Origin of the sequence: Kocuria sp. SM24M-10 (assembly GCF_001027955.1) — a bacterium.
Lineage (GTDB): Bacteria > Actinomycetota > Actinomycetes > Actinomycetales > Micrococcaceae > Kocuria > Kocuria oceani.
Window position 1 is genome coordinate 1 of record NZ_LDNX01000072.1, and the last position, 16,097, is coordinate 16,097.

The window sequence follows — 16,097 nt, forward strand, 5'->3', positions numbered from 1 at the left end:
GAGGGGCAGGCCAGCGCGGCACTACCGCCCGCATTCTGGCCGGCCAGTACCTCGGATTCGCCGGCATCCTCGGTGCCGCGGTCCTGGTGACCATCGGTGCCGGAGCATTCCTGCCCTCGGCAGCCATCCCGTACTTCGGTCTCATCCCTCTGGGCCTCGGCCTCTGGGCCGCATGGCAGGCCTGGCGCGGAGACGATGACGACGATGACGACGAGGCCAAGGTTGCCGGCAAGAAGGTCGGCGTGTGGACAGTCGCAGGCGTCACCCTTGCCAACGGCGGCGACAACATCGGCGTCTACACCCCTGTCTTCCTCAGCGTGGAACCTCTCGCAGTAGTCGCCTACTGCATCGTCTTCCTCGCGCTCGTCGCGGTCCTGGTGGCCCTGGCAAAGTTCGTCGCCACCCGCCCCCCGATCGCCGAAGTGCTCGAACGCTGGGAGCACATCCTCTTCCCCATCGTTCTCATCGGCCTCGGCATCGTGATCCTCGTCAGCGGCGGAGCCTTCGGACTCTGACGTAGCGGCAGCGATCCAAACGGCCCCGACCGGGCGCACCCCTCTCGGTTCAGACCGCGACACCTACCTGCAGCCAGTCCTGCGTGATCGCGGCAACAAGACCGCCACGGAGCGCTGCAAAAACCCCGCCACCAAGCGAACGAAGCCACATGCACGATCACCTTGCTCGACCGACTCCCGACTGGGAGTTTCCCGTTGCATTGGAGTACACCCCAGTGCGACGGCTTGTCCGTCGAATTCATTGTGTGACAGAAGGGCTTCTTTTTCAGTGCGGCCAATGCGCCAAGCTTAGGGATGGGCAGTAGAAGATCGCTCGAGAAATGTCTTTCCATATTTTCCTGCATTGGTGGGGCTGTTCCGTCTAGCGAGGAATTTTCCTTTCAGAGTGCCTTATTGACTGCCTTGGTGAGCTCTTCCCACGCAGCTCGCTCTGCCTCGGAGAGCGCGTCGTAGCCGTTGTCCTGAAGCCAAAGGGAGAACGCCTTGACCAACTTCCACTTTGAGACCTTCTTCCCTCCAGTCTCTTTCCTCCCATGCTCTTGGTCCAAGATGTTCATGAGCGGGCGGGCAGGCTGGGCAGCAACAGTCGCCTCGCTATCCCAGCCCAGGCCCTTGGCCACCAACGTCAAGGTTTCCCGGAACAGGTCTTCGACCTCAGCCTTCTTCGGCGCGGCGTCCCGGAAATCCCCGACCCGCAAGATCGACTTCTTGGGGAGCAAGCTCACTAACGCATCTTGGGCTGCGGCATCGTCCCCGGCCGTGTCGGAGTCCAGCAAGGCTGCCACGGCGAGGTTCTGGGTCGCGTAGATCGTGCAAAAGTAGGCCACCTTGCTGGCGGTTCCTGCTGGCACGATGGCCGGGTCGTAGCGCAAAATCGGCCCGCCTGCTTCCTGAGCGGCGCCGTTGACAGCGTTAAGGTAAAACATGTCCGTCACCCCTTCGACCACGAGATTGCGCTTCTGGGAGAACATGCTTTGCGCGAGTTCGTACCCTAGGGCCGCCTGCAGGGGGTACACCGACTTCGGATCGTCTACCTGCAAGCGGGTGTGGACCTTGGTCCCCTGAGTTCGGTCAGCCATCTCTACGATGCGCACCCGGTGCAGTTCATCGGGTCCAACCATGAACGGGGAGTGGGTCGTGTAAATGATCTGGTTGTCTTCTCCGAGCAGCGAGACGGTTCTGCGGAACTCCTGCTGCTTAAGCGCGTGCAAGCTTAGCCCCGGCTCGTCCAACAGCAGGATTGCCCCGGCTAACTCGTTTTGGGCCTGGGCGCGGAAGACCACGAAAAAGGACACCAGCCAGCGGAAACCCTCACTGCGCTGGTCCAATTCGATTTCCACCCCCAGGTCGTCCACAACCATGACCTTCAGGTACTGTCCGTCTGCCACCAGGCGCAGGGTGACGTTCTCATCGCCCCAGACCCGGCGGATGTCCTGGGTCAGAGAAAGGCTTGCGGCGTTGAGCCGGTAGTGCCGGTCGTCTAAGCGTGCTTGGTATACCTTAAGCGCCTCCGTGTAGGCGTCCTGGGCCCCCCGGTCGATGTCGTAGCGGGGCGACTTTACCGGGGCGCCCTTTGCTAGGTCCGACAGTTCCTGGGCGCTGAATCCCAGCAACCTCAGCAGGCACAGGTTTCCAAAATCGTACTCACGGTCCAAGTCACCTCGGGCCTGTCTGGCGGCTAGCGACTCCAGGTCAATTCGGGGACGGACGGTGAAATAGGTCGAGTAGTACACCATCAGGGGGAGCCGCTCCAACAGGATGCCCGATGCCTTGTTCAGGAGCGTTACCGTGCCACTCGCCTGGTGGAGTCGCTTCCAACGGGCCAATTCCTTGGTGTTGTCCTCGTCCACCAAGGTCTCGGCCTCCCGGATGGTCCGCGCGAAGGTCTCCTCGTTCTTGGCTGACAGGGGCTCCTCCATCGGCCAGGACTCCATGTCCTCTAGGGCCGCCACTACCCTCTCGGCGCCTTGCACGCCCTTTGCCAGGTACGCCCTGAGCCGCTTCACGTCCGAGATCAGCGTGCCGAAGTCGTCAGGCTGGGGGAAGCCCGTCCACGAGTACTGCTGGTCGTTGTCTAAGAAGCGGTAGACAGTGAAGGTAGCCCCCGACTTCACCCCCAATGCCTTGGGCAGAGCTGCCAGGTCGCCGGCGTCGAGGATGAAGGTCGCTCGGACCACCTCGACGTCACTTGGGTCCAGTTGCTTGGTCTGAATCTGGTTGAGCAACCGCCTCGGATAGTCCTCCAAAATGCTGATGTTCACTCGATCTGTACCCGGGTCCACGACGGGCGGCTTAATGTGCCGCAGGGCCTTGAGAATCGCAGTCTTCCCCGCCTCGTTCACTCCCACCATGATCGTCTTGTCCGACTCAACCTCGAACTGGGTGGAGTCGATGACACTGCGGTAGTTCATGACCCGGGCCGATGTAATCCTCATTAAGCGCCTCTTCCTGTCTCGATGCATTCCCATCGTTTCACGGGTACGAGGTGTTCACGGGGTTAAGCGATAGGAAGGAGCTTCACGGGCACCTTAGGGATGTACATCAGGCAAGCGCTCCATGGGGTCACCCAATCTATTGCGTCTCACATCCCAAGGGATACGAGGCGTCTCATCAGGGGTCGCTTCGCCTGTCACCGAGGCGGTGTCCTAGCGCAGTGTGACGGGGACGAGGTGGCCCCCCGGCCATCTCGTCCCCGTGCTGCTCCTGCGCGGACTCGTCTGGGGCGCACGCCCCGGATCCCCCCGGAACCGAGTGTGGCCAGTCGACGCACCAGAAGCTGGAGGATGGTCTGATGCAGATCACCTGTCCCCCTGATAGGCCACGATGCTCCCTCCTGCTCCGTCCAGCAATGTCGGGGAGGTGGTGCTGTTCACAACGCGACACATCAATGTGCGGTTGCGAATAGAGGTGGTGGGAGAGGGTGGCGTGAGAAGGGCTGGTCTGTGCGCGGGATCAGCCGCAGGCGTCTGAGGTCTCGCCCTCGAGATCGTCGAGCACCCACTCCGAGAGCTGCCCGGCAGGCACGACGAATGTGTCCACTCCCAGCAGTTGCGTTTCCTGAGCCGAGAGCGGCGCCTCGGTGGCCTCGGTGGCCTCGGTGTCGCGGACGGCCAGTGCGGTTGCGTAGCCGGCGGCCAGTTGGGCGGCCCACGCCTGGTGGCCGGCGTAGCAGGGGTGAGCAGGATCGGGGCTGCGTGCATCCAACCACCGTGCCGGCTCCAGTGGGGTCGTTATGGCGGACATCAGGTGCTGGTGCAATTCCCAGGTGACCTCGGCCCAGCGGCCCGCGGGAGTCTCCACCATGGGGTAGTAGGTGGCGACCCACTGGGTGGGCGAGGCTGGGCGCAGCTCGATGGCCAGGGCCCCAGTTGCAGAGATGGTCATGCGTTTGTCCTGTTCGCGGGTGACAGATGGTTTCGCGGTGGCGGCCTGGGGTATGGGTGCGCCGGTGGGTGGGGGGCCCGGTGGTGATGGACCAGAGTAGGCGCAGGATCGATAACTATGGAAGCAGGCTGAGCAATGTGACATTTGGCCGTCTTGGAAGCCATGGGATGCAAGACGTCTCGTCGCAAAAAACTGCACCCGCATGTTTCCGCGGTTCGGCCTGTCTCGCATCCTTGTGCTTTATCCATGCCTCTAGAATTCGATACTCAACGTTAGTTACGAGACAGATGAGGTGGACGTGGGGAAGCTCATCGGGTATGCCCGGGTATCGACACGGCAGCAGGATGCGGACCGTCAGGTATCCGACCTGCTACATGCCGGCGTGCGACGCGATGACATCTACATGGACAGTGGAGTGTCTGGAGGCCGTGCATCACGCCCACAGTTCGACAAAGCAGTGGCCGCCCTCGAAGAGAGCGACACCTTGGTCATCACCACGCTGGACCGGTTGGGGCGATCGACTCAGAACATGCTGAGCTTCGCCGAAGAGCTGCGGGGCACAGGTGCCGGGCTGCGGGTGCTGAACCTCGGTGGGGGAGACGTGGACACCGCGACCCCGATGGGTTCCATGGTCTTCACCGTCATGGCCGCCCTGGCGCAGATGGAGTTGGAGATCAAGCGGGAGCGGATCACCGACTCGGTGGCCAAACGGAGGGCCGCCGGTAAGGACCTGGGCGGGCGGCGTCAGACTTTCACCGACTCCCAGATCCGCAACGCCCTGCGCCTGATCGAGTCCGGGGAGCCGGCCACCCAGGTCGCTCGAGACCTGGGGATGTCGCGGGCGACCCTCTACCGGCGGATCCGGGAGCTGCCGCAAGCGAGGACCATCTGAGTCCGATGCGTCACGGGATCGTCCGGGAAGTGGTGGCTGTCTGGGCGGGGGTGACGTGGATGGTGGCCTGCTGCAGATGGGGGACGTGTAGGCGCAGGTGCTCCTCGACGGCGTGGGCGAGGTTGTGGCCGGCCTCCACGCTCAGGGTGTTCTCCACGGCGATCGCTACCTCGGCCTCCAGGCGGTGCCCGCTCCACCGGGCCCGTGTCCGGCCCACCGCTGCGACCCCGGGTACGGCGGCGGCCGTGCGCTCGATCAAGTCCAAGGTCCCGTCCTCGACGCCGTCCATGAGCCGGCGCACGACCGTGCGCATCGACCCGACCAGCACCGCGATGATCACCGCGGCAATGGCCAGGCCGATCACCGGATCCACCCACGGGAGCCCGAACCAGGCGCCGATGACCCCGAGCACCACCGCTAGGGAGGTCAGGGCGTCGGTGCGGGCGTGCTGGCCCTCGGCGATCAGCGCCGCTGAGCCGATGCGCCGCCCGGCCCGGATGCGATAGCGGGCCACGACCTCGTTGCCGGCGGCCCCGACAAGGGCGGCAGCCAGGACCCACCCGAGGTGGGTCATGTCCTGCTGGGTGGTCAGCGCCCGCAGTGATTCCCAGACGATCAGCGCGGCCGAGAGGGCGATCACGGCCCCGATGAGCAGCCCGACCAGGTCCTCGGCCCGCCGGAACCCGTAGCTGTAGCGCCGGGTGGGGGCCTGGCGGCCGAGGCGGAAGGCAATGATCAGCGGGATGGTCGTGGCCAGGTGCCCGAGGTTGTGCACGGTGTCAGCGAGTAGGGCCACCGACCCGCTGAGCCAGACGATGACGATCTGCAGCAGTGCCGTGGCCCCCATCCCGGCCAGGCTGATCCAGGCGGCGCGGATGCCGATGGAACTGGCCTGCTCAGCGGTCTGGATGGCCTCGGTGTGGTCATGGCTGTGCGGGATGAGGGCGTGCTTGAGCCGGGCCCAACCGCCGTGGTGCCCATGACCCTCATGGTGACCATGGCCATGGTCCTGGGAGTGGGTGGGAGAGTCGCCGTGTGCGGGGGTGGGCCGGGCTGGTTTCACACTGGAAGCGTATCTACGTAGATACGAAGATACAAAGGCGCAGATAGCATGGTGCCGTGCACGACGAGCTGGTCCACCCTGCCCCCGATGATGAGCATGCCCGGATCGCTGCGGGAACCTTCCGCATGCTCTCCGATGCGACGCGGGTGAAAATCCTCTGGGCACTGTTCCAGGGCGAGTCCAGCGTGAACGCCCTGGCCGAGCTGGTCGGCGCCGCGCCCACGGCGGTGAGCCAGCACCTGGCCAAGCTGCGCCTGGCCGGATTGGTGGAGAGCCGGCGGCAGGGCACTTTCGCGTACTACTGGGCGACCGACACCCACGTGCACCGCCTGCTGGCCGAGGCGCTCTCGCACGCCGAGCACATCACCGGTGCCGCCCCGGCAGGCGCCCCGCACAGCTACCGCGCTACAGGCGCTGCTCGCAACGGGTGACCCACTCCATGTATCTCGCCGGGCGCGTTCGAGTCACAAAGCCGACGAGGGGACTGCCGCACCGATAGGTGCACTTATCGGTGCGGCAGTCCCCTTTCGGCACTTGAAGGGGCCGTTCGTTGGCCACACGTCGACGCGGGGCCTATGGCAGTTCAAAGGTGACGGCGGGATGTGAAGTGGATTGTGGAGCTTCCCTCAAGACGACATGAAGATTCCCTGAAGCTTGCTCTGCTGGGTGCTCTACGTCCTGTTTTTCTGGGTCGATGAGGGCATAGTTTGCCAGTGAGAACACCCCGTTCTCATCCGTTCGTGCACGGACATTCGGGTGCCCCAGTATTCCTCCCCAGGGCTGGGGCGCCCGTCTTTAACGTGAAGGGGTGATCTGGCTCGGATCACAGGGTCCGACGGACCCCGGGCCACCTCGCGGGTCCTGCGCTGGGTCTCCCTTTCCTCGTTTCGTGCTTCGGTCGCACGGAGAAGCGCCTGCGTCGCCCATGGACCTTGGAGTCTTCATGGAACCTTGAGAATCCCGCGACGGGGACTCCAAGTGAGGCGTCCACCCTGGGACAGAGGGTCCCGGATGCACCGGGACCTTGTCGTTAACAGGGGGAATGATGAGTACTGGATCGAGGATGGGAGGGCATTTGCCGGCGGGTCTTGGAGACGCGGTGGTAAGGCCCACCCGCCGGTTGGTGGGGATCGATGCGGCCAGGGGGCTGGCGCTGATCGGGCTGATGGCCATTCATCTGCTACCGGCTTGGAACGAGGAGACCGGGGAAGCGAGCTGGTCGTGGCGGCTGTTCTCGGGGGACTCAGCGGCCCTGTTCGCCCTGCTGGCAGGGGTGGGGCTGGCACTGACCTCCGGGGGGCGGCACCCGCACGAGGGTAGGACGATGACCGCTGACCGGATCGGCCTGGTGGTGCGCGCGGTGCTGATCGCGATCGTGGGGTTGTGGATCGGGACGCTGATGTCGGAGGACCCGCCCGCTTACAACATCCTGATCTACTACGGGGTGTTCTTCCTGCTGGCGATTCCGTTCCTGCATGCAGGCCCGAAGGCCCTGTTCATCTCCGCAGTGCTTTTCGGGGTGGTGTCCCCGATGCTGATGCAGGGACTCCAAAATGCGTTGCCCGAATTCGTCTCCTACAACCCCACGTTCACGGATCTGCTCACACAGCCCGGTGCCACGGCCTCCCAGCTGTTGCTGACCGGGACCTATCCGGCCCTGCCGTACATGACCTATCTCCTGGTCGGACTGGGGCTGGGGCGGTTGAATCTGCGCAAGACGGAGGTTCAAGCTCGACTGGTGGTGGTGGGCGTGGGGCTGGCGATCTTCGCCCAGACCACTTCCTATGTCCTGCTCTATGCCTTGGGTGGTTACCAGCGGCTGCTGGATGCCTCCTCAATGGGCGAGCACGAGCTGGAGGATGTACTGGTCTGGGGGCCAGACTCGTTGCCCACGGAGACTGTGTGGTGGTTGGCGATCGCCACCCCGCACACCAACACCCCGCTGGCGATCGCGGCCAGCCTTGGGGTGAGCCTGGCGGTGCTGGGCGTCTTCCTGCTGATCGGCCCGAAGATCGGGGCATGGTTGTTACCGCTGTCGGCGATGGGCGTGATGACCTTGACCCTCTACACCGTCCACTTGGTGGCACTGTCCTTCGAGGCCCACTACGAGCTGCCCTACCTGTGGTTCATGGTCCACCTGGCGGTGGCGGCGCTGTTCGCGGTGGCCTGGCACCGGAGCCTGGGGCAGGGACCGCTGGAGAAGGTGGTCAGCACCAGCGTGAAAGGCACCCGCCAGCTGGTGCTGGGCAGGCCGGCCCAGGACAGCCACGGATAGGCTGTACCGGTAGCCACGACATGACGGGCCGTGCCCGCCGCAGCAGACGTGCTCTCTGCGGCGGGCACGGCCCGCCGCCGTCACGGAACGGTCTGGTGACGCTGGGGTCAGTCCGGGGGCGTGTGGCGGGGCAGGTGGATCCGGAAGCTGGTCCCGCGTCCGGGGCCGCCGCTGGTGGCCTCCAGGGTCCCGCCTTGGGCCTCGACCAGGGATTTGCTGATGGCCAGTCCCAGGCCTGAGCCCACGCGGTGGGCCTCCCGGCCGGTGTTGGCGCGGTAGAAGCGCTCGAACACGTGCGGGAGGTGCTCGGAGCCGATGCCTTCCCCGGTGTCGGTGACGGTGACAGTGACCGCCTCCGGGGTGTGGTCGGTGCGCACGGTGACGGCCCCGCCGGATGGGGTGTGGCGTAAGGCGTTCTCCAGCAAGTTGCCCAACACTTGTCCCATCCGCTCCTGATCGACCAGCACCGGTGTGACCTCCATGCCGGTGCTGATGGAGGTCACCGAGATGTTCTGAGCGGCGGCGTCCTGTTGGACGGCCGCGGCCGCCTGGGCTGCCAGCCGGCCCGGGTCCTGGAGGGTCAGCTGCAGATGGGTCATGCCTTCCTCGGCGGCGGTGAGCTGGCGGATGTCGCGGGCCAGTCGCTCCAGCCGGGCGATCTGGGCGTACAAGATGCCCGTGGTTCGTGCATCCCACTCGACCACTCCGTCCTCGATGCCCTCTAGATGTCCTTTGAGACTGGCCAGGGGGGTGCGCATCTCATGAGCCAGATCGGCCAGCATCTGGCGCCGGGTGGTGTCCACGGCGTCGAGCCTGGCCGCCATGTCGTTGAAAGACCCAGCCAGGGAGTCGAACTCCGCGCCCAGGCTGGTGGAGGTGACACGCACGTCGTAGTTGCCGGCAGCCACCTCCTGGGCGGCGGTGCTGAAGGAGACCAGGGACCGCCCGATCGTGCGGTAGAGGTAGAAGGTGAGCATCCCGGCGATGTAGAGCGCCGGGAGCCCCCCGATGGTCAGGGCGGTGAGGCTCACCGAGCGGAAGGCGTCCTCCAGGTGCACCAGTCCGGTGGCCTCATCGGCGTGGCCGGCCTCGATGAGCTCGTGATAGAACATGTTCGGCCCGACCAGCACCGCGGTGATCACCACGATGATCAGCCCGATGGCCAGCACTGCGGTCTGGGCTAGCATCAATCGCACCGTCAATGGGCTCCAGGACAAAGACCAGGCCCGGGTCCGGTCGGAGACGGCGGCGCTCATCGCCCGGTGCCCATCCGGTAGCCGATCCCGCGGATCGTGTGGATGAATGTCGGCCTGGTGGCTACGTCGCCGAGCTTCTTGCGGATCCGTCCGATGTGCACATCCACCAGGTGCTCGTCCCCGGTCCAGTGCGTGTCCCAGACCATCTCCACCAGCTGCCGGCGCGAGAGCACCAGTTGGGGGCGGGCAGCCAGGCACAGGAGCAGGTCGAACTCGATCCTCGTCAACGCCACCGGTTCCCCGCCCAGGTGCACCTGGCGGGAGTCCCCGTCCACCACCAGGTCCCCGATCACCAGCCCCTGGTCCTGGCCCGCCGGCTCCGGGACGGGTGCGGACTGGGTGCGCACCCGGCGCAGCATGGCCTGCACCCGGGCCACGAGTTCGCGCGGGCTGAACGGCTTGGTCACGTAGTCGTCGGCTCCCATCGACAGGCCCACGATCTTGTCGACCTCATCATCCCGGGCGGTGAGCATCAGGACGTGGCAGTCCGAGAAGGTCCGCACCTGACGGCACACCTCGATCCCGTCGATCCCCGGCAGCCCGAGGTCGAGCACCAGCACGTCCGGGGCGAAGTTCCGTACCGCGGCCACCGCCTCCGTGCCGTCGTGGCGCATCACGACCTCCAGCCCGGCCTTGCGCAGATAGTCCGCGATCAGCTGCGCGAGGTCGACCTCGTCGTCGACCACCAGCACACGTCCGGTGAGCGGATCCGTCATCTGTCCTCCCGGTACTGATCGCTGTGACATGAACACTGTGCTGCGAGCCCCAGCGTCCCAGGGCGACCGTGTCTGAGGCCTCGGAAACGAAACAGGGGGGTGGACTCGTCGTGGCCGGGCTCACCGGTGAACCGGTGGTCGCTGTGGCTAACGATCCCCTGCACCGGGCCGATGAGAGGGATATCGGACACTGAGAAGATCGCGTGTCGCCCCTCCACGAGCCCGGACAGACGCAACACGGCCGGGATCCGGCCACCACCACCGGGCGAGGGGACTCCGGTGGTCTCGGCCATCTCGGTGACGGTGCGCGCGCTGGAGGAACAGGACCCCAGGCGAGGGGGAGGGGGGCCGTGTCCTGAGGCAAGAGGGCGCGGTGCTGCCAAACCTACGGTTGGTCGGTGACCGTTCGGGGTGCTGCTGACTGCGCGAAGGGTGCGCGCCCATCGGGTGCCGCGTCGGGGATCACCGCACTGGACTGGACTGGCTGGAACGGGTCGACGGGGACCATGACATCCCGGTGTCGGCCCGTTCCAGTCGATGACGGCCCAGCTCGTGGTCCTGGATCAGGCCGCGAACCACTCCTCCAACCAGCCCTGCATGAGCTCGATCTCCGCCTGCTGGTCCTCGATCATCTTCTCCGCCATGGCTCGCAACTCGGGGTCGGTGCCCATCTGCAGCTCCATCTCGGCCATCTCGAGAGCCATCTGGTGGTGGGCGATCATCTCTTCGAGGAAGGCCTTGTCGAACTCATCCCCGGACCGTTTCGCCAGCTCTTCGAGGCTCATGCCGTCCATGCCGTCCATGCCGTCCATCTCGCCCATCATGGCGCCCTGCATGTCGGCATTCATGCTCTGGCCATGGCCGCCATGGCCATGGCCGTGGACGTGGTGCCCGTGGCCGTGGTGGTGGCCGTGTCCATGGTGGTGGTGTCCCGGGGTGTTCTCGGCGGCCAGCCGCTGGGCCGCTGCTTCCAGTTGCTGGATCTCCTCGGTCTGGGCCTCGATAATCTTCTCCGCCAGGTCACGGATTTCGGGACGCTCGGACTTCTGCAGGGCCAGCTCGGCCATGTCGGTGGCACCTTGGTGGTGGGGGACCATCATCACGGCGAAGTGGCGGTCGTGGTTCATGTGCCGCTCAGCGCCCGTCTGTGCGGAGGCGGAGGCAGGCTGGTGCGTCGGGGACGCGACCGCCGCGGTCGCCCCGGCACCGCTGAGGGCCAGCGCCAGGGCCGTCCCGGCGGCCAGGTGCTTGAACGTCGACGTCATGACGAATCTCTCTTTCGCAGCAGCCCGTACTGGACCTGCACATCGTGGTGTTTGCTCTGTTCAGCCTCGGGTCGAGGCGGACCGATCCATCCACGGTAGCCCCGCCGCAGCTGGCTTCGCCGGGCTGGGAGGGCTGGGCGGTAGATCTTCACTGAACCTTCAAGAGCGGGCCCATCAGGCGGCCAGATCGGGGTGTTCCCCGGCGGTGGATGGGTGCAGGCATCTCCGGTTCTGACCGACCGATCCTGGATGCTGATCAGGTGGGGGGCACACCCGCCGCCCGCCACGAGCGGCATTCGTGGCGGACGGAGGGTTGGCTCAGCGGAAGGTGACGTAGCCGACCGTCGGCATGGCATTCACGCTGTGCACGAAGGTGCCCTGGGTGGGATTCAGCGCGGAGATCATCTTGCCGCCACCAAGGTAGATCCCGATGTGGGCCCCGCCGTTCTGGACGACGAGGTCGCCAGGCTGCGGGTCGGTGGTCAGGGTGCCGGCCGCCCACTGCTGCTGGCTAGTGCGGGGGAGGTCGATGCCCTGCTGGGCGTAGACCCACTGGGTGAAGCCGGAGCAGTCCCAGGCGCCGAAGTCCGTGCCGCCCCAGACGTAACCGGTGCCGGCTCCCTGCATCGCTGTGCCCACGATCCCGGAGGCGCCGGTAATTTCGGTGATGTCCGCCGATTGGGTGGACACCGCCACGGCCGATGTAGCCTGCTCGGGCGCGGCCGGGGCCTGGGAAGAGGCGGTGGAGACGGTCTGCGGGGCGGCCGCGGGCTGGGAGGCCGCCGAGGTGTAAGTCGTCAGTGCGGACGCGGGGGTCGCGTAGGCGGGGGCGGTCTCTGCGGGGACCTCGGCGTAGGCCTGGGCCGGGGCGATGGAGCCGATGAGCACCGCACCGGCGGTGGCAGCGATCGTGGTGTTGCGCACGGCGTGAGAGGTGGTCTCGGCACGGTGGCGGGCAGCGTGGCGCTTGAAAACAGTCATGGGTGAGTTCCTCCCTTTGCCTACGAGGTGAGCTGTCGGATGCGGGTGGGAGACACCCGGCCGGCAGAGCGCACGCGCTCTGCCGGCTTAACCCCAAGGCCCCGGATCACCGGGACCGAAAATGGTTCCCCCGCTTCTGCCAAGCGATATCTCTTCAGGAACCTCGAGCACCGGCAGAATTCGGCGATGTGCACGAGGGCGCCGACCGGATCAGTCATCGGCACACAGTGGACAGTAGCCCATCCATAACGAAAGTGTCACGTTTAGGTCACGGCCTGGATTCTCTCCTCAGTCGGGAGCGGGAAGCTGTGATTCCGGCCTCGGAAAAATACGCCCCGAGGAAGTGAAACCGTCACGCAGCAGGACCCGTCGCGTAGCTCACACCGGTCTTTCAAAGCGCTCTGACTAGGACACATGGCATGGTGGCGCGCGTTTCGCTGGACGCAGCCGACAGCGACAGGGCTCTGCAACCATGCGCAGTCTTCAGCGCGGGCCGGGCCAGCACCAAGATTGTTGGGGAGGATTTTCAAGGTGGCTCACAGTTTGGGAGGGCTTCGGAAGTGCCCTTCCGAGGCCTTAGGGCAGGGTTTCTTCATGAAATCTCCATATTCAGCCCGCTGCACCGATGTAGAGGCCAGGTAGTGAGGCGGGATCGCGGATTCTTGAGGCGTTGATCTTCATCAAATCTTCAAGCTTTCGGGTCGCGTCACACAGAATCGGCAGTTTACTGTCGATGACATGGCGGGCTGGCTCCGGCCGGTTCGTCTCCTCGACCGAACCGACGAAGGAGCAAGCCATGACCCATCACGTGAGCGCGATGCTGGAGACCTACCCGAAGGACCTCGGGGGAGTGGACCAGGGCAAGCTGGCGGCCTGTATCGAGGCCTGCTTCGAGTGCGCCCAGACCTGCACCGCTTGTGCCGATGCCTGCCTGTCCGAGGACATGGTCGCCGAGCTGACCAAGTGCATCCGCACCAATCTCGACTGCGCGGACCTGTGCGAGGCCACCGGGCGGGTGCTCTCCCGGCACACCGGCTACGACGCGAACATCACCTTGGACGCGATCCGGGTCTGCCAGATGGCGTGCAAGGCGTGTGCTGATGAGTGCGAGCAGCACGCGGACATGCACGAGCACTGCCGGATCTGTGCTGAGGCCTGCCGTCGCTGCGAGGCCGCCTGTGCGGCACTGGTCGCCTCCCTGGGCTGAGCCCAGACTCGCGCTGACCCACGGACGCCGATGACCGGCCTCCGTCGGTGAAAGAGGAGCCTGATGGGCTGATCGGGCGTGCCCGGATGCGGGTTCCCTCTTCCCCCCGCCCCTTGTTCAGTACAGCTCTGCCCGCGCGGTTTGTTCACGCGCAGGGTACGGGGCTGATGACCGAGCCGGCACCTCGGGGTCGAGCTCCTTCATTGCGGAAGAGAGACATCATCATGCGTTCCATCCAGTTCCCTGGCCGTCGCACGGCGGCCGCCGCCTCCACCGTTGTCGTCGCCACGGCCCTGTGGGGCGGGGCCAGCGCCCCAGTGTTCGCCCACGGACAGGTGACCACCCCGGTCTCGTCCCACGCCCAGGATCAGGCCCCGGAGGACATGCTCGGCCCCGATCCCACCTCCCCGACCGCCTACGAATTCGGTGAGACCCTGGCCGGTTTGGAGGGCGAGCAGCTGGAGGTCACTTTCCTGGCCGAGATCATTGGCCACCACCAGGCCGCGATCGAGATGGCCCAGCTGGAGCTCGAGCGCGGGACCAGCCCGGACATCCGCACCCACGCGGAGAACATCATCGCCAGCCAGCAGCACCAGATCGACCAGTTCACCACCTGGTTGGAGGAGTGGTACGGGTTGACCCCGGAAGAGGCCAAGGCTCAGGCCCCGGAGGAAGCACAGGAGGAGATGAAGATCCTGGAGGAGGAGACCCGGATGATGGTCGAAGAACTGGCCGCTGTTGAGGCTGGCGAGGACTTCGACGTCGCTTTCGTGCAGAAGATGATCCCGCACCACAACGGCGGGATCGTCGAGTTCCTCGAGCTGCAGTCCCGCGCTGATCATGCTCAGCTGCGGGTGGCCTCCAGCGCTGGGATCACCGCGCAACAGGCGCAGATCGCGGACTTCCGCACCTGGCTGGCCGGCCAGAACTGAACGAGCACGCTCATGGTGAGGGGCCCGTCCACCGACGGGCCCCTCACCGTGAGCCGGTCGCGCGACCGGCTTCAGGGGTGAGTGTGGGGCTGCTGCCCGGTGCTGTTCGCCCCGTCGCGCCGGCGGACGACGACCCACTGTGCGACGACGATGATCAGGGCCACCACGGCGGTGACCACCAGGGTGAACGGGTCCGACTGGGCCTTCAGCAGCACGAACGGCACGAGCACCGCGGCGTCGAGCAGGATCGCGATCCCGGGGATCCAGGGCTTGGCCCCGACATCGTCCTTGAGGTGGCGCAGGATGCCGAGGTGGATGGCGATGTCCATGGCCAGGTACAGGATGGCGCCGAGGGAGGCGATCTGGGACAGGTCGAAGAACGCGGCCATCAGCATCGCCAGCCCGGCCGTGATGTAGAGGGACTGGTGACCCTCCTGCCCCGGCAGCCCGGGGGCCTGGCCCATGTCGCGGAGCATGTCGTAGAGCTTCGAGACCGAGAACAGGCTCGCGACCAGTCCCGACAGCGTCGCGACGACGGCGATCACCACGGTCAGCGTCACACCCCAGGCGCCGAACATCGGCTCGGCCGCCTCGGCCAGGGCGTAGTCCCGGGCCGCCACGATCTGCGGCACGGTCAGGCTGCCGGTGACCGCGACGGTGATCAGCAGGTAGAGCACGGTGCATAGGGCGATGGAGATCATGATGGAGCGGCCGATGTTGCGCTGCGGCTGCTGCAGGTCCGCGCCCTGGTTGGTGATCGTGGTGAAGCCCTTGTACGCCAGGATGCACAGGGTGACCCCTGCCAGGAAGCCCGGCCACCCCGCCTCCGGTGGGGTGCGGTCGGCGGCGGTGAACAGCCTGCCCAGGGAGGACACCCCTGCCGCGAGGATGCCCGCGACCGCCAGCACGGCGATCCCCACGATCTTGACCGCCGCGGTCACCGTGGCGGAGCGCTCCACCCACCGGTTGCCCACCAGGTTGACCAGGGCGGCGGCCGCGATGGCCACCACCGCCAGCACCGCCACCCACACGGCGGAGCCCTGCAGGCCGAAGGGGCGCAGCAGGTAGGAGGCGAAGGTGCGGCCCAGCAGGGACTCGGCCAGGATCATCGACACGTACATGAACAGGGAGAAGGACCCGGCGAGAACCCCGGGGCCGTAGGCGGCCTTGAGTAGCATCGCGATCCCGCCGGAGGACGGGTTGGTGGCCGAGTAGCGGATGTAGGAGTAGGAGCTGAACGCCACGACCACGGCCCCGGCGAGGAACGCCCAGGGCACCCAGCCCCCGGCCAGCTCCGCGACCTGCCCCACGAGGGCGAAGATGCCCGCACCGATCATCACCCCCGTGCCCAGGGCGACGGATCCGGTCAGGGAGAGCTTCTGCTGCGTCTGCGTGCTGTCGTTCATGGGGAGCTGCACGTCCTTCCTGCCGGGGTGCGATCGTTTCTCGGCGGTGGGGTTGTCGGACAAGGTCGGTGGGTCGGGCCCACCGCCGCTCAGCGGACCTCGAGGGTGCCCATCATGCCGAGGTCTTCGTGGTCGAGGGTGTGGCAGCGGAAGACGGGGCGGCCGCCGAAGTCGTCGAAGGCCACCCGGACGGTGACCCCCCCCC

15 protein-coding genes and 1 riboswitch are annotated in these 16,097 nt (G+C 66.1%); of the genes, 6 read left to right on the forward strand and 9 right to left on the reverse strand.

The genetic code is table 11. The features are described 5' to 3' along the window. Positions 1-515 (forward strand): cadmium resistance transporter (locus ABL57_RS08635; protein ID WP_047801852.1); only part of this gene is annotated, 515 nt, incomplete at its 5' end. Between the two features lie 380 nt (positions 516-895). On the opposite strand, the gene ABL57_RS08640 is transcribed toward ABL57_RS08635, so the two are convergent. Then, positions 896-2,926 carry an AAA family ATPase gene (locus ABL57_RS08640; RefSeq protein WP_203225584.1) on the reverse strand — a complete coding sequence of 677 codons (2,031 nt, stop codon included), beginning with the start codon at positions 2,924-2,926 and terminating at the stop codon, positions 896-898. Between the two features lie 541 nt (positions 2,927-3,467). Beyond that, complete coding sequence (locus ABL57_RS08645; RefSeq protein ID WP_047803059.1) at positions 3,468-3,899, reverse strand: hypothetical protein; 432 nt, start codon at positions 3,897-3,899, stop codon at positions 3,468-3,470. 298 nt (positions 3,900-4,197) lie between these two features. On the opposite strand from ABL57_RS08645, the gene ABL57_RS08650 reads away from it, so the two are divergent. Then, a complete protein-coding gene (locus ABL57_RS08650) occupies positions 4,198-4,791 on the forward strand; it encodes a recombinase family protein (protein ID WP_047803060.1) in 594 nt (197 codons plus the stop codon). A gap of 10 nt (positions 4,792-4,801) precedes the next feature. Here the strand turns inward: ABL57_RS08650 and ABL57_RS08655 are convergent, their stop codons facing one another. Then, positions 4,802-5,854: a cation diffusion facilitator family transporter gene (locus ABL57_RS08655; RefSeq protein ID WP_047803061.1), complete on the reverse strand. Its 1,053-nt coding sequence runs from the start codon at positions 5,852-5,854 to the stop codon at positions 4,802-4,804. A gap of 56 nt (positions 5,855-5,910) precedes the next feature. Here ABL57_RS08655 and ABL57_RS08660 point away from each other — a divergent pair, with 56 nt between their 5' ends. After that, positions 5,911-6,285, forward strand: a complete 375-nt coding sequence (locus ABL57_RS08660; protein ID WP_047803062.1) for a metalloregulator ArsR/SmtB family transcription factor — start codon at positions 5,911-5,913, stop codon at positions 6,283-6,285. Between the two features lie 668 nt (positions 6,286-6,953). Next, entirely contained in the window at positions 6,954-8,129 is a 1,176-nt protein-coding gene (locus tag ABL57_RS08665) for a heparan-alpha-glucosaminide N-acetyltransferase domain-containing protein (protein WP_238986015.1), read from the forward strand. A 107-nt stretch (positions 8,130-8,236) separates the two neighbouring features. On the opposite strand, the gene ABL57_RS08670 is transcribed toward ABL57_RS08665, so the two are convergent. From ABL57_RS08670 to ABL57_RS22660, 4 genes are all read right to left on the reverse strand, one after another. Continuing rightward, on the reverse strand, positions 8,237-9,316 hold the full coding sequence (locus tag ABL57_RS08670) for a cell wall metabolism sensor histidine kinase WalK (protein WP_047803064.1): 1,080 nt from the start codon (positions 9,314-9,316) through the stop codon (positions 8,237-8,239). 65 nt (positions 9,317-9,381) lie between these two features. Beyond that, a complete protein-coding gene (locus ABL57_RS08675) occupies positions 9,382-10,101 on the reverse strand; it encodes a response regulator transcription factor (protein WP_176337449.1) in 720 nt (239 codons plus the stop codon). Between the two features lie 563 nt (positions 10,102-10,664). Beyond that, positions 10,665-11,366 carry a DUF305 domain-containing protein gene (locus ABL57_RS08680; RefSeq protein WP_053004846.1) on the reverse strand — a complete coding sequence of 234 codons (702 nt, stop codon included), beginning with the start codon at positions 11,364-11,366 and terminating at the stop codon, positions 10,665-10,667. A gap of 318 nt (positions 11,367-11,684) precedes the next feature. Then, entirely contained in the window at positions 11,685-12,347 is a 663-nt protein-coding gene (locus tag ABL57_RS22660; protein WP_047803065.1) for a C40 family peptidase, read from the reverse strand. A gap of 5 nt (positions 12,348-12,352) precedes the next feature. Then, positions 12,353-12,543, reverse strand: a riboswitch (cyclic di-AMP (ydaO/yuaA leader). A gap of 600 nt (positions 12,544-13,143) precedes the next feature. On the opposite strand from ABL57_RS22660, the gene ABL57_RS08690 reads away from it, so the two are divergent. Together ABL57_RS08690 and ABL57_RS08695 are read left to right on the forward strand one after the other, a co-directional pair. Then, the gene (locus ABL57_RS08690) at positions 13,144-13,554 is read left to right on the forward strand and encodes a four-helix bundle copper-binding protein (RefSeq protein WP_047803066.1); all 411 of its coding nucleotides are present in this window, start codon (positions 13,144-13,146) and stop codon (positions 13,552-13,554) included. A 224-nt stretch (positions 13,555-13,778) separates the two neighbouring features. Continuing rightward, entirely contained in the window at positions 13,779-14,486 is a 708-nt protein-coding gene (locus ABL57_RS08695; protein WP_047803067.1) for a DUF305 domain-containing protein, read from the forward strand. A gap of 71 nt (positions 14,487-14,557) precedes the next feature. Here ABL57_RS08695 and ABL57_RS08700 read toward each other — a convergent pair whose 3' ends face one another. Together ABL57_RS08700 and ABL57_RS21795 are read right to left on the reverse strand one after the other, a co-directional pair. Continuing rightward, positions 14,558-15,892, reverse strand: coding sequence for an APC family permease (locus ABL57_RS08700; RefSeq protein ID WP_047803068.1), 1,335 nt, complete (start codon positions 15,890-15,892; stop codon positions 14,558-14,560). An 89-nt stretch (positions 15,893-15,981) separates the two neighbouring features. Continuing rightward, on the reverse strand, positions 15,982-16,097 hold a 116-nt coding region (locus ABL57_RS21795; protein ID WP_152683330.1), incomplete at its 5' end, for a multicopper oxidase domain-containing protein.